The sequence below is a fragment of the Hymenobacter sp. 5317J-9 genome (assembly GCF_022921075.1).
GTDB lineage: Bacteria > Bacteroidota > Bacteroidia > Cytophagales > Hymenobacteraceae > Hymenobacter.
The window spans coordinates 3,316,226-3,328,026 of sequence record NZ_CP095050.1 but is presented as its reverse complement, the minus strand read 5'-3'; the positions used below and the strand labels follow the sequence as shown (position 1 = coordinate 3,328,026).

The window sequence follows — 11,801 nt, the reverse complement described above, 5'->3', positions numbered from 1 at the left end:
GCGTGGTTTAGCGCCGCCGCATCGTCACGAAGCTGAAGGCGTAGGCGTGCTGCTCGTCGGCTTCGTGGCGCTCGCGGGTTTCTTCGCGCCATTCGGTGGGGCTCAGCCTTGGAAAAAAGGCATCGCCCTCGAAGCTATGGTGTACTTCGGTGAGGTAAATGACGTCGGCGGCGGGCAGGGCTTCCTTGTAGATTTCGCCGCCGCCGATGACGCACACTTCCTCGTCGAGCTCGCGGGCACGGTCCAGCGCGGCCAGCACGGAGGCCGCGGTTTCGCAGCCGGGCGCGCTCCAGCCGGCCTGGCGCGTGATGACGATGTTGGGGCGCTTGGGCAGGGCCCGGCCCAGGCTGTCGTAGGTGCGGCGGCCCATCACCACGGGGTGGCCCAGGGTGAGGCGCTTGAAATGCTGCAAATCGGCCGGTAGCCGGCCCCAGGGCAATTCGCCTTTGGCGCCGATAACGCCGTTTTCAGCCACGGCCACTACGAAAGAAATCATTGTTGTTTGGTTGAATTATGAAAAAAGCCGACTGTCATGCTGAGCGCAGCCGAAGCATCTCTCCCGCTTCGTTGAGTCGATGAGATTAGTGCTGCACGCGAGATGCTTCGATTGCGCTCAGCATGGCCTTTGGCAATAAACCGTGACCTACGCCGGCAGCTTGAAGCCGCGCAGCAGCTCCGCTACCGGCATCCGCTTCTTGCCTTCCAGCTGCACGTCGAGCAGGTCCAGCCAGGCATCGGCGGCGGCCACGCGCAGGAACGTGCGGCCGTCGGACGCCCAGGTGCCGGGCGCGGGCAGCGCGGTTTCGGCCTCGGTGGCCGGCACCGCCTGGGCACGGAATATTTTCAGCAGGCGCCCGTCGGGCAAGGCCGCGAAGGCAGTGGGGATAGGGGAGAGGCCCCGCACCCAGTTCACCAGCTCGGCGGCCGGATGCGTAAAATCGAGGCGGCCCGTTTCCTTTTGCAGCTTGGGGGCGGGGCGCAGGTCGTCGCGCTGCTCCTGGGGCGTGCTGGGCGCTGTGCCGGCCGCAATGGCCTCCACCGAGCGGCGGGCCAGGGCGGCGCCCACGGTTTTCATTTTGTCGTAGAGGCTGCCAAAATCGTCGTCGGGCGCAATGGGCACCCGCTCCTGCAAAATCAGGTCGCCGGTATCGATTTCGTGGCGCAGGAAAAAGGACGTCACGCCCGTTTCCTGGTCGCCGTGCATCAGGGCCCAGTTGATGGGCGCCGCGCCGCGGTACTGCGGCAGCAGCGAGCCGTGGATGTTGATGGACCCCAGCCGGGGCATGTTCCACACCGCCTCGGGCAGCATGCGAAAAGCCACCACCACCTGCAAATCGGCGGCGTAGCTCTTCAACTCGGCTTGAAATTCCGGCGACTTCAGGTTGGTGGGCTGCAACACGGGCAAGCCGTGCGCTTCGGCGGCCACCTTCACCGCCGAAGCCTGCAACTGCCGGCCGCGCCCGGCGGGCCGGTCGGGCGCGGTGACGACGGCCACCACCTGCCCGCCGGGCCAGGCCAGCAGACTTTCCAGGGTGGGCACGGCAAAATCGGGGGTGCCCATGAAAATCAGGCGCAGGGGTGCATTCATGGGGCAAAGAAAACGCCACGCCCGCGAAAGCCCGTGCTGCTACCGCTCCGGGTAGAGCAGGTATTTCTTCCGCAATGTTTTGAACTGGTCGAGGCCCGGCTTCCAGGAGGCGCGGATTTCGGCCTCGCTCTTGCCCGCTATTATCTGCTCGCGCAGCGCCGTGGTGCCCGACAGTTCTTCGAAATACTTGCCGAAGAAATGTGCCTTGTCGGTGCTTTGTTGATAGAAGTCGAGCAGGTATTTCAGCACCAGGCCGCCATTCTCTCGGGTGGGGACGCCGGCCAGGTTAAGGCCGTAGCAGAGCTGGCCCTTCATGGGTGGCGTGGGCGAACCGGGGTTGGGCGTGGGCGTGAACGAGTAAGGCCGCGACGCCGGCTGCGAGGGGCTGCCAATGACCTCAAACGGCGTGCTGGTGCCGCGCCCCACGCTCACGTTGGTGCCCTCAAACAGGCAGATGCTAGGGTAGAGCCGCACGGCGTGGTCGGTGGGCAGGTTGGGGGAGGGGCGCACGGGCAGGTGGTAGGCCGTGACGTGGGTGTAGCCGCTGGCCAGCGGAACGACGGTGAGCTGGCAGCGTAGGCCGCCGCCCAGCCATTTCTCACCGTTTATCATCTGGGCCAGCTCGCCCACGGTGAGGCCGTGGGCAATGGGCAGCGGGTCGAGGCCGACGAAGGATTGGTGGGCCGCCTCGCGCATGGGGCCGTCCACGAGGTCGCCGTTGGGGTTGGGGCGGTCGAGCACGATGACGGGCTTTTTCAGCTCCGCTGCGGCCTCCATCACGTAGTGCAGCGTGCTGATGAAGGTGTAGAAGCGGGCGCCCACGTCCTGAATGTCAAACACCAGCACGTCGACGTCGGCCAGCATTTCGGGCGAGGGCTTCTTGGTTTTGCCGTACACCGAGCGCACGGCCACGCCGCTGCGGGCATCGCGCCCGTCCTTGATGGTGGCGCCATCGGCTTCTTCGCCCCGAAAGCCGTGCTCGGGCGCGAAAATGGCCGTCACATTCACGCCGCGGGCCTTGAGGGTATCAACCAGAAAAGCATTGCCCACCCGTGAAGTTTGGTTGATGACGAGGCCGACGCGCTTGCCTTTCAGCAGCGGCAGGTAGTTGTCCAGCCGCTGCGCGCCCACGGTCACGGCCGGCGCTGGGGCGGCCGGGGCCGTGCCGGGAGGCGTGGTTTGGGGGGCCGCAGCCTGCCCGGCCGGGGCCGAAGTGGCGCATGCGGGCACAGCCAGCAGCGTCGTAAAGAGGAATTTTGCGGAAAAGCCGAGCATGAAACTGGGGAAAGAAAGGTAAAAAAAGCGTCCAACGCGCTGGCATACACAATGCGAGCCCGGAGCGTGGCCGGAACGCGCCGGAAACGTAGCTTTACGGTCGAATAATGAATGTCGCCCGCTACATTTCGCACAAAATCGACGGAGGAGCCGATTCCGGCTCTTTTACCGCGTCGGTTACAAAAATAGCCATCATCAGCATTGCCATGGGCTTGGCGGTGATGGTGGTGTCGTTTGCCATTCTGCAGGGCTTCCGCAACGAGATTCAGAACAAGATATTCTCGTTTGGCGCCCACCTGCAGATTTCGCGCTACGACACCAACAACTCCCTCGAAGTGGCCCCCATTGCCGGCCCGCGCCTGGTGCAGGAGCTGCACCAGTTTCCGGAGGTGAAGTCGACGCAGCCCTACGCCGTGAAAACGGCCATCATCAAAACCAAGGACGAAGTGCTGGGGGTAGTGCTGAAAGGCATTTCCGAATCCGACGGCCTCTCGCCCATGCGCCAGAACCTGGTGGGCGGCAAGTTCATCGGCTTCCCTGACAGCACGGCCGGCGAGGACGTGCTGCTCTCGCGCAAGGTGGCCGATAAGCTGCGCCTCAACGTGGGCGACAAGGCCCTGTTCTACTTCATCCAGAATCCGCCGCGCATCCGGCAGTTTCGCGTCAGTGGCATCTATTCCACGGGCCTCGACGAGTTCGACGAGGTGTACGTCATCGGCGACATCCGCCAGATTCGGGAACTGAACTCCCCGGCCTGGCCCGACTCGCTGGTGGGCGGCATGGAAGTGGTGCTCAAGAACTTCAACACCCTGGACAACACGGCCGATAAGTTCTACGAGCGCCTGCCTTACGACCTCAAAATCGACAAAATCACGGACCAGTACGCCCAGCTATTCGACTGGCTGCAGCTGCTGAACCGCAACGTCATCATCTTTCTGATTCTGATAATTTTCGTGGCCACGTTCAACATGGTGGCCACCATCTTCATCATGATTCTGGAGCGCACCAACATGATTGGCATTCTGAAAGCCCTGGGGGCGACGGATAATCAGATTCGGCGGATGTTTTTCTTCCGCGGGCTGTCGCTCACGGTGCGCGGCATGCTCATCGGCAACATCATTGCCGTGGGATTCTGCGCATTGCAGTATTTCTTCCACATCATTCCGCTCGACCCCGAGAACTACTACATGGACCGGGTGCCGATTTCGTGGGACCCGCGCATGCTCATTCTGCTCAACGTGGCCACATTCGTGGCCTCGCTGCTGGCCGTGCTCATCCCCACGTATCTGATTGCGCGCATCAAGCCGGTGGTGGCCATCAAGTTCGACTAAGCCAGGCTACGCAATTGGAGAATCCGTGGGCTAATCCAGCCAGCGGCTTTGCAGCACCAGATTTGGGTCGGGGCACAATTCGGCCCAAATGGCGCGCTCACTGGGACGGGCAACGCCCGGAAAGTCACCCATGCGGCCATCCATATCGGCTATCAGTTGAAAGTGCAGGTGCGGCGGCCAGTCACCGTTTTCGGGAAATGGGCCCACGGTGGCGAATGCTTCCCCTTTTTCAATTGTTTGCCCCACGCGCAATACCCGCCATTCCTGGCGGCTGAGGTGGCCATATAAGCTATAGAAAACGGTGCTTTCGAGCTCGTGCTGCAGGATGACGGTGGGGCCGTAGTCGCCAAAATTGTCGTTGTCGGCCAGGCTGTGTACCGTGGCGGGCAGGGGCGTCAGCACGGGCACGCCGGCCGCCGTCCACACGTCCACGCCCAGGTGCAGGGAGCGGGGCTCTTCCACGGCGCCGGGGCCAAAATGCGGGCTTCGGCGGTAAATGACGCGGTTTTCGAGGTAGCCGCCTACGCCAATGGTGGCGTTGTGCAGGGCTAGTTCGGCGTCGACGAGCTGGCCGAAGGCGGCGGTGTCGCGCAGGTCGGCGGTGGCCAGGCGCGGGTTGTGGGCCGAGAAGTCGAGGCGGGCGACAGCGGGGCCGTTAAGGTCGAGGGGCAGGACGGGGCCGAAATCGGCGTGGTGGCGTTGGAGCAGCGCGGTGAGCATGAAAGCGGCAGGGAAGGGCGGGCCGGATGAAGCCCGGCATCGGCGGCAAGTTACCTTTGCGGCGCAAGCCGGCCCGGAGTTTCCCCGGGCAGACGGTTTTTTTCGTACGTACCCATGCCGCCCGGCGAACCTCGGCCCGGTCCGATTGTTCCGGCGTCAGCCCCTTACTCAGTTGCCAGTAGAATGTACCACACCCTCACCGTTGTTGCCCTCACCCAAGAAACTGCCGATTCCGTCACCATTCACCTTGAGCGGCCCGACCGCCAGCCCATTGCCAGCCGCCCCGGCCAGTTCCTGACCCTGATTGTGCCCTGCGGCCCCGGCGGAAAAAAAGAGCGCCGGGCCTATTCCCTCAGCAGCACCCCGCAGGAAGCCCCCCGCCTTTCCGTGACCGTGAAGCGCGTGCCGGGCGGCCTCGTCAGCAACTACCTGCTCGATACCGTGCGCGTGGGCCAGCAGCTGGAAGTGATGGAGCCCCTCGGCAATTTCACTCTGAGCCCCAGCCCCAAGGCCGCGCGCTCACTGGTGCTCATCGGGGCGGGTTCGGGCATCACACCGCTCATGGCCATGCTCAAGGCCGTGGTGCAGGCCGAGCCTCAGAGCCACGTGCTGCTGATTTACGGCAACCGCAACGAAGAATCGGTGATTTTTCAGCAGCAATTGGCCGACCTGGAAGCCCGCTCCAACGGCCACCTGCAGGTAGAGCACGTGTATAGCCAGCCCCTGCAGCCCATGGGCCCGCACCGCCACACTGGTCGCCTCAATCGGACCATGCTGCTGCGCATTCTGGAGCAGCGGCACCAGTTTCCGGCCGAGCAGGCCGAGTACTTCCTCTGCGGCCCCGAGGGCCTGATGGCCGAAGCCCAAGCCGCCCTGGCCCTGCTGAACGTGCCCGAGGCCCGCGTGCGCCGCGAGAGCTTCCAGGCCAGTGCCGACACGGCCGAGCTAATGGCCGCCCAGCCCAACGGCCACGGTGATGTGTCGACCAACCCCGCCGACGATACCAAGAGCACCCGCACCGTGACGCTGCAGTACGAAGGCAGCGAGTACGTTATCGAAGTGCCCGCCGGCCAGACCATCCTCGACACGGCCCTCGACCAGGACATCGACCTGCCGTACTCCTGCCAGGCGGGCGTGTGCACCGCCTGCCGTGGCAAGTGCCTGAGCGGCAAGGTGCATTTGGATGAGCGCGAAGGCCTGTCCGACTCCGAGCTGAAGCAGGGCTACATCCTCACCTGCGTGGGCCACCCCATGACCGACGGCGTGGTCATTGAAATCGGATAAGTAGCAAGCCAAACCGGGCAGCTCACCGAGTCGGTTTTAAGCTCGTTTTAATTCAAATAATATCGCCGGGCGCGGTGTTTGTTGCGTAAAGCGTAGGTTGCGGCTCGGGCGTGATGTTGTCGCCATTTCTTCTATACTTGTTACTTATGATGCTACTTACTGAACCCACTGCCGAGTCGGCTACCGATACCAGCCGGCCCCCGCGGGGCTACCTGCCCGAAGATTTCGCCGTGACGGACTGGGCGGCCATTGAGCCGTTCTTCCAGGAATTGCAGCACCGGACCATCTACACGGCCGCCGAGTTGGAGCGCTGGCTCCTCGACCGTTCGGAGCTAGAAGCCGTGCTGAGCGAAGACCTGGCCTGGCGCTACATCCGCATGACCTGCGACACCCAGGACCCCACCCGCTCCGAAGCCTTCCAGTATTTTGTGAACGAAGTGGAGCCGCAGGTGGCGCCCTACGACCATGCCCTCAACGAGAAGATGCTGGCCTCGGAGCACCTGTCGGGGCTCGACGAGCGCCGCTATGGGGTGTTTTTGCGCTCGGTGCGCCGGGCGTCGGAGATTTACCGGGCCGAAAACATCCCGCTGAAAACCGACATCAGCACCAAGCAGCAGCAGTACGCCGCCACGGTGGGCGCCATGAACGTGACCCTCGACGGCCAGGAGCTGACGCTGCCCCAGGCCGCCGACCGCCTCAAGAACCCCAACCGGGCCGTGCGCGAAACCGCCTGGCGCGCCATTCAGGCCCGCCGCCTGCAGGACGCCCAGCCGCTCGACCAGCTTTTCACCGAGCTCATCGGCCTGCGCAACCAAGTGGCCCTGAACGCGGGCTTTGCCAACTTTCGCGACTACATGTTTGCCGCCCTGGGCCGGTTCGATTACACGCCGCAGGACTGCTTCAACTTCCACCAGGCCATTCGCGAGACGGTGGTGCCGCTCATCGACGACTTCGACCTGGAGCGTCGGCAAGACCTGAGCCTGCCCTCGCTGCGCCCCTGGGACCTCGACGTGGACCCCAGCGGCCAGCCGCCACTGCGCCCCTTCGGCACGGGCGAGGAGCTGCTGGAAAAAACCATCACCGTTTTCCAGAACCTCGATTCCTACCTCGGCGACTGCCTGCGCACCATGCGCCAGATGGGCCACCTCGACCTGGAAAGCCGGAAAGGCAAAGCGCCGGGGGGCTACAACTACCCGCTGGATGAAACCGGCGTGCCCTTTATTTTCATGAATGCCACCAGCTCCCTGCGCGACGTGGTGACCATGCTGCACGAGGGCGGCCACGCCGTGCACAGCTTCCTCACCCGCGGCCTGCCGCTGGGCGCCGACAAGCACCCGCCGTCCGAAGTGGCCGAGCTGGCCTCGATGAGCATGGAACTGATGAGCATTGACCAGTGGCACGTGTTCTTCCCCGACGCCGAAGACCTGCGCCGCGCGAAGAAAACCCACCTCGAAAGCGTGCTCGAAACCTTCCCGTGGGTGGCCACCATCGACAAGTTTCAGCATTGGGCCTACGAAAATCCCACCCACACCGAAGAGGAGCGTCACGCCCGCTGGGTGCAGATTTTCGACGAGTTCAACCAGCGCACCGTGGACTGGACCGGCCTCGAAACCTTCAAGCCCTACCTATGGCAGAAACAGCTGCACCTCTACGAAGTGCCGTTCTACTACATTGAGTACGCCATGGCCCAGCTCGGCGCCATTGCCGTGTGGCGCAACTTCCGCCAGAACCCGGCCGAGGGGCTGGCGGCCTATAAGCGGGCCCTGGCCCTGGGCTACACCGCGCCCATTGGCCAGATTTACGCCGCCGCCGGCATTCGCTTCGATTTCAGCACCGAGTACCTGCGCACCCTGGCCGACTTCGTGCGCGAGGAAATGGCGGCGCTGTAAGTGCAAGCTGCGCAACAAACAGCACGAAAAAAGGGCTGGCACTTGTGCCAGCCCTTTTTTCGTGCCGTGAGCAAAAACCTACGAGTTGCCGCCGGGCTTGGTGCCCGACGATGTCTGCGTGCTGCCGCACTTGTTTTTGGGGCGCGGGTCGCAGTCTTTGCGATGCTCGCAGGCGGCCAGGGCAAGGCTGCCAAGCAGGAGGGCCGGCAAAAGCCGGCGCAGAAGCGTAGAGGTGTTGTGCATGACCGATGGCGTTGGGAAACAGGTGAATAAAACGGACTTAAAGATAGTCGAAAAACTATGTGATAAAAAGTCCTGGCATCACACTTTTTCACGCCATGGCCTTAGCAGGGAGTTTGCTAGGCTGGTCAGTCGGCGCCCCGAATGCAGGTGATTTCGACGGGCTGGCCCACCATGCAGATGCTTACACTGCCAGCCGGCACGTACCCGATAACGACGTGCTGGCCGTTGGCGGAGGGAAAGGAGTTCCAGGCGGTGCCGTGGGGCTCCAGGCGCTTGCCGTTGGCCAGCTCCAGCACCTTGCCGCAGCCGTCGAGGCCGGAGAGGTCGCGCACGGTGGCGGGGGTGTCGCAAGCGCCCGGGTAGCCGTAGCAAATAACTATTTTATCATCGGGCTCGGTGTCGGCCTTTTTGCAACTGGTGAGCAAAACGACGCCGAGTAAGGCCACACTCCAGGTGCGGCGGGCAAACGAAAAGTAGCGGGCCATGAGCAAATAATGCAGGTTCGGGGGCATGACCGGCCGGGGGGCCGCCGGGTTGCACGGGCTCTGAATGTAGCGGGGCCGCGCGGCCCTACTTTGCTCCGATGGTGAAGAAGGGCAGGGGCTTGAGCGTGGCGTACTTGCCGCCCAGCGACTGCAACTCGGCCAGGTGCAAGCGCAAATAGTCGTTGTACTGGTGCACGGCATGGTCGTATTGCACCCGGAAGGCCACCACGCCAGCATCGAGCTGCTGAATGCCTTCCACGAAGTTGCGGGCGTTTTCGGTGGGGGCCTGGCCGTTGGGCGCGGCCACGGGGTAGAGGGCCGTCAAGAGTGAATCCTGGGCATTGTCGTAGCGGTCAATCAGGTCCGAGCTGGCCATGGTTTCCTGGTTGTAGCGAATGGCCTTGAGGCGGTTGTTGGCGCGCTCCAGGCCCTGCAGCTGCGCGGGGGTGGTGCCGGGCTGGTTCCGCAGCTCGCGCAGAAGCAGCCGCGTCACGCCGATTTTCTGGTCGTCGCTCTCGGTCATGTTGCGCCATTTCAGGTCCACGGAGTCCTGCAGCACTTCAAACTGGGCTTTCACGGCCGCCGTTGACGCCGGATTGAGCACGGTTTTGGCGCCGTCGCGCTTGCAGGAGGCGGCGCAGGCGGCAAGCACCAGCGAAGCAAAAAGAAACGATTTCAGCCGCGAAACGAAAGGAAAAGCCATACGGGTAAGTCGATAAAAACAAGAGTGGCCAAAGCTACGCCCGGCCCGGGTTGCCTGAAAACATAACGGTCTACTCAACCGCATGGGGCCAACGGCAGTTTCCTGATAACTATTGCAAGGCGCCGCCACTAAAGTCGCGCGGTCGGCTACGCGGCGATGCCGGCGGGCCCGGGATTGGCGAGCAGGCCGCTGAGCAGCTGCTCGGCCAGGCGGTGCGCAATTTCATCGGGCGTGAGCTTGCCATCGGGCCGGTACCAGGAGGGCAGCCAGTTGAGGCTGGCCAGCAGGGTGAGGGCGGCAAAGGCCGCATCGGGCGTGTGCAGCTCGCCGGTGCTCACGCCCCTGGCAATCAGCTCGCGGAAAGCCGCTTCGTAGCGGTCGCGCAGGGCCAGAAACTCGCCCCGGGCCGGCTCGCTGAGGTGGCGCCACTCGTGCAGGAACACGGCCGAGGCGGCGCTGTCGTCCGTCAGCACGCGCACGTGGGCCTCGATGGCCTGCCGCAGCCGCGTGGCCACGGGCTTTTCGTCGTCGAAGGTGGCGGTGGCAAAGCCCGCAAAGAAGCTTTCGGCCAGCCCGAAGCACACCCGGTGCAATATTTCTTCCTTCGACTTAATGTGCGAATACAGGCTGCCGGCCTCCAGCCCAAGGGCCGTGGCCAGCTCGCGCATGCTGGTGGCCGCAAAGCCGCGCGACCGGAACAGGGCCGTGGCGGTGCGGTCGATTTGAGCCTTACGGGGGCGAAGGGGAGCGGCGGTCGACATGGGTGGGATGGGAGTGCAAGGGTAAAGATAGGTCGCCTAACGGGCGTTAGGGCACCCGCGCGACTAAAAAAGTCCACTGCAGCCATCTACCGCCGCTAAACGGTCCGTTGCGCCCACGGGCCCGCTTTTATTTGATTGTTAACTCGGTTTCCGCACGCAAACTAAACTGTTAGAAACACGTATCTTTGCCGTTGCACTGACTTTCCTAACCTCACTTTTTTATGAACAAGCATTACTTACTGCTGTCGGCTGGCTTGCTGCTCTCCGGGGCTGCCCATGCCCAAGGCACCGAACTATTTTTCTCCGAGTACGACGAAGGAGCACACCAATCGGGCGTGAACTATGGCGGCGCCACCCCCTCCACGGGCAGCGAGCGGGCCATTGAAATCTACAACCCGACCACCAGCGTGGTCAACCTCAACCCGTACTCCATCCGCCGCTATTCCAACGGCAGCACCACGCCCACCGAGGAAGAGCGCCTGTTGCGCAGCGATGCCAACCAGGTAGCCGTGGGTTCGAACACGATGAACCCCCGCAGCACCTTCGTGATGGCGAGCGGCGAGGCGACGCTGCCGGTCATCCGCACCGCGGCCAACCAGTTCAGCGTGGGCCACGCGCCCACCACCGGCCCCACGGTGCTCGTCGGCGGCGGTGTGGCGTACTTCAATGGCGACGACGCCATGGCCCTGGTGCGCTACCCCAGCGGCACGGCTGGCACCGGCCAAGGCGTTATTGTGGACCTGATTGGCGTGATTGGCGAGCAGCCCCTGCTGGCTTCGGGCGGCAGCGGCACCGGCAACTGGAGCGGCACCAACCCCGTGGATGGCACCGGCGCCAACGCCGTGTACCCCTCGTCGGCCAACCAGAGCCTGGTGCGCCGTCCGTCGGTTTCGACCGGCGTGCGCGTGAACCCCGGCCCCCAGAACGTGCCCGGTTCCAACCCGCCCGTGCGCAGCACGGCCGCCAATGCCTACAACATCGCCACCGAGTGGTCGGTGTATAGCTACGCTTTCCCTCCCGGCACCACGGGCAGCGGCTCGGTGGGCGCGCAGCTCTACGACCAGCTGGGCCAGCACATCGGCTACACCGGTCCGTTTGGCGCCTACCAGACCACCATTTCGGGCACGCTGGCCAAGTTCGACGCCAACATCAGCGTGTACCCCAACCCGGCCCACGGCCTGGCCACGGTAGAAATTAAAGACGCCAAAGTGGGCACCGTAACCGTGCTCAACAACCTCGGCCAGAGCATCTCGGCCCAGGCCAAAGGCGCCGGCCAGGAGAAGCTGCAACTGGACGTGTCGAGCCTGAAGCCCGGCCTGTACTTCGTGCAGATTTGGAGCGCCGACGGCCAGACCAAAATCTACAAAGAGCTGGTGGTGCAGTAAAGTGCCCCGCTTGCAAGCAGGAAAAGGAGGGAAGCAATTCCCTCCTTTTTTTGTGCGCGTACTTTTGCGGCTGAGTTGTCGGTGGTCTGCTGTTCAGCAACCACACGATGCGTGACCAACAACTGACAACTAGCGAC

The 11,801-nt window shown here is 63.6% G+C and carries 12 protein-coding genes; 4 read left to right on the top strand and 8 right to left on the bottom strand.

Annotated elements, in window-relative coordinates; translation table 11 throughout:
- Window positions 1-7: 7 nt before the first annotated feature.
- The 3 genes from MUN81_RS14145 to MUN81_RS14135 form a co-directional block, all read right to left on the bottom strand.
- On the bottom strand, window positions 8-496 hold the full coding sequence (locus tag MUN81_RS14145) for a dihydrofolate reductase (RefSeq protein ID WP_245111366.1): 489 nt from the start codon (window positions 494-496) through the stop codon (window positions 8-10).
- 147 nt (window positions 497-643) lie between these two features.
- Window positions 644-1,588: a methionyl-tRNA formyltransferase gene (fmt, locus tag MUN81_RS14140; RefSeq protein ID WP_245111365.1), complete on the bottom strand. Its 945-nt coding sequence runs from the start codon at window positions 1,586-1,588 to the stop codon at window positions 644-646.
- A 39-nt stretch (window positions 1,589-1,627) separates the two neighbouring features.
- Window positions 1,628-2,863: a DUF1343 domain-containing protein gene (locus tag MUN81_RS14135; RefSeq protein WP_245111363.1), complete on the bottom strand. Its 1,236-nt coding sequence runs from the start codon at window positions 2,861-2,863 to the stop codon at window positions 1,628-1,630.
- Between the two features lie 107 nt (window positions 2,864-2,970).
- On the opposite strand from MUN81_RS14135, the gene MUN81_RS14130 reads away from it, so the two are divergent.
- Window positions 2,971-4,194, top strand: coding sequence for an FtsX-like permease family protein (locus MUN81_RS14130; RefSeq protein ID WP_245111361.1), 1,224 nt, complete (start codon window positions 2,971-2,973; stop codon window positions 4,192-4,194).
- Window positions 4,195-4,224: 30 nt separating this feature from the next.
- On the opposite strand, the gene MUN81_RS14125 is transcribed toward MUN81_RS14130, so the two are convergent.
- The gene (locus MUN81_RS14125) at window positions 4,225-4,914 is read right to left on the bottom strand and encodes a peptidoglycan DD-metalloendopeptidase family protein (RefSeq protein ID WP_245111360.1); all 690 of its coding nucleotides are present in this window, start codon (window positions 4,912-4,914) and stop codon (window positions 4,225-4,227) included.
- A 183-nt stretch (window positions 4,915-5,097) separates the two neighbouring features.
- Between MUN81_RS14125 and MUN81_RS14120 the strand changes: the two genes are divergently transcribed.
- Together MUN81_RS14120 and MUN81_RS14115 are read left to right on the top strand one after the other, a co-directional pair.
- Window positions 5,098-6,198: a ferredoxin--NADP reductase gene (locus MUN81_RS14120; RefSeq protein WP_245111358.1), complete on the top strand. Its 1,101-nt coding sequence runs from the start codon at window positions 5,098-5,100 to the stop codon at window positions 6,196-6,198.
- Window positions 6,199-6,347: 149 nt separating this feature from the next.
- A complete protein-coding gene (locus MUN81_RS14115; protein WP_245117397.1) occupies window positions 6,348-8,087 on the top strand; it encodes a M3 family oligoendopeptidase in 1,740 nt (579 codons plus the stop codon).
- A gap of 78 nt (window positions 8,088-8,165) precedes the next feature.
- Here MUN81_RS14115 and MUN81_RS14110 read toward each other — a convergent pair whose 3' ends face one another.
- From MUN81_RS14110 to MUN81_RS14095, 4 genes are all read right to left on the bottom strand, one after another.
- A complete protein-coding gene (locus tag MUN81_RS14110; RefSeq protein ID WP_245111356.1) occupies window positions 8,166-8,330 on the bottom strand; it encodes a hypothetical protein in 165 nt (54 codons plus the stop codon).
- Window positions 8,331-8,455: 125 nt separating this feature from the next.
- Window positions 8,456-8,815 carry a hypothetical protein gene (locus MUN81_RS14105; protein WP_245111354.1) on the bottom strand — a complete coding sequence of 120 codons (360 nt, stop codon included), beginning with the start codon at window positions 8,813-8,815 and terminating at the stop codon, window positions 8,456-8,458.
- Between the two features lie 85 nt (window positions 8,816-8,900).
- Complete coding sequence (locus tag MUN81_RS14100) at window positions 8,901-9,518, bottom strand: hypothetical protein (RefSeq protein ID WP_245111353.1); 618 nt, start codon at window positions 9,516-9,518, stop codon at window positions 8,901-8,903.
- 146 nt (window positions 9,519-9,664) lie between these two features.
- Window positions 9,665-10,279, bottom strand: coding sequence for a TetR/AcrR family transcriptional regulator (locus tag MUN81_RS14095; RefSeq protein WP_245111351.1), 615 nt, complete (start codon window positions 10,277-10,279; stop codon window positions 9,665-9,667).
- A 221-nt stretch (window positions 10,280-10,500) separates the two neighbouring features.
- Here MUN81_RS14095 and MUN81_RS14090 point away from each other — a divergent pair, with 221 nt between their 5' ends.
- Complete coding sequence (locus MUN81_RS14090) at window positions 10,501-11,664, top strand: T9SS type A sorting domain-containing protein (protein ID WP_245111350.1); 1,164 nt, start codon at window positions 10,501-10,503, stop codon at window positions 11,662-11,664.
- Window positions 11,665-11,801 lie beyond the last annotated feature (137 nt).

Coding starts and splice junctions, on each gene's coding strand:
- MUN81_RS14145 (WP_245111366.1), bottom strand. CDS start 496: ATGATTTCTTTCGTAGTGGCCGTGGCTGAAAACGGCGTTATCGGCGCC.
- fmt (WP_245111365.1), bottom strand. CDS start 1,588: ATGAATGCACCCCTGCGCCTGATTTTCATGGGCACCCCCGATTTTGCC.
- MUN81_RS14135 (WP_245111363.1), bottom strand. CDS start 2,863: ATGCTCGGCTTTTCCGCAAAATTCCTCTTTACGACGCTGCTGGCTGTG.
- MUN81_RS14130 (WP_245111361.1), top strand. CDS start 2,971: ATGAATGTCGCCCGCTACATTTCGCACAAAATCGACGGAGGAGCCGAT.
- MUN81_RS14125 (WP_245111360.1), bottom strand. CDS start 4,914: ATGCTCACCGCGCTGCTCCAACGCCACCACGCCGATTTCGGCCCCGTC.
- MUN81_RS14120 (WP_245111358.1), top strand. CDS start 5,098: ATGTACCACACCCTCACCGTTGTTGCCCTCACCCAAGAAACTGCCGAT.
- MUN81_RS14115 (WP_245117397.1), top strand. CDS start 6,348: ATGCTACTTACTGAACCCACTGCCGAGTCGGCTACCGATACCAGCCGG.
- MUN81_RS14110 (WP_245111356.1), bottom strand. CDS start 8,330: ATGCACAACACCTCTACGCTTCTGCGCCGGCTTTTGCCGGCCCTCCTG.
- MUN81_RS14105 (WP_245111354.1), bottom strand. CDS start 8,815: ATGGCCCGCTACTTTTCGTTTGCCCGCCGCACCTGGAGTGTGGCCTTA.
- MUN81_RS14100 (WP_245111353.1), bottom strand. CDS start 9,518: ATGGCTTTTCCTTTCGTTTCGCGGCTGAAATCGTTTCTTTTTGCTTCG.
- MUN81_RS14095 (WP_245111351.1), bottom strand. CDS start 10,279: ATGTCGACCGCCGCTCCCCTTCGCCCCCGTAAGGCTCAAATCGACCGC.
- MUN81_RS14090 (WP_245111350.1), top strand. CDS start 10,501: ATGAACAAGCATTACTTACTGCTGTCGGCTGGCTTGCTGCTCTCCGGG.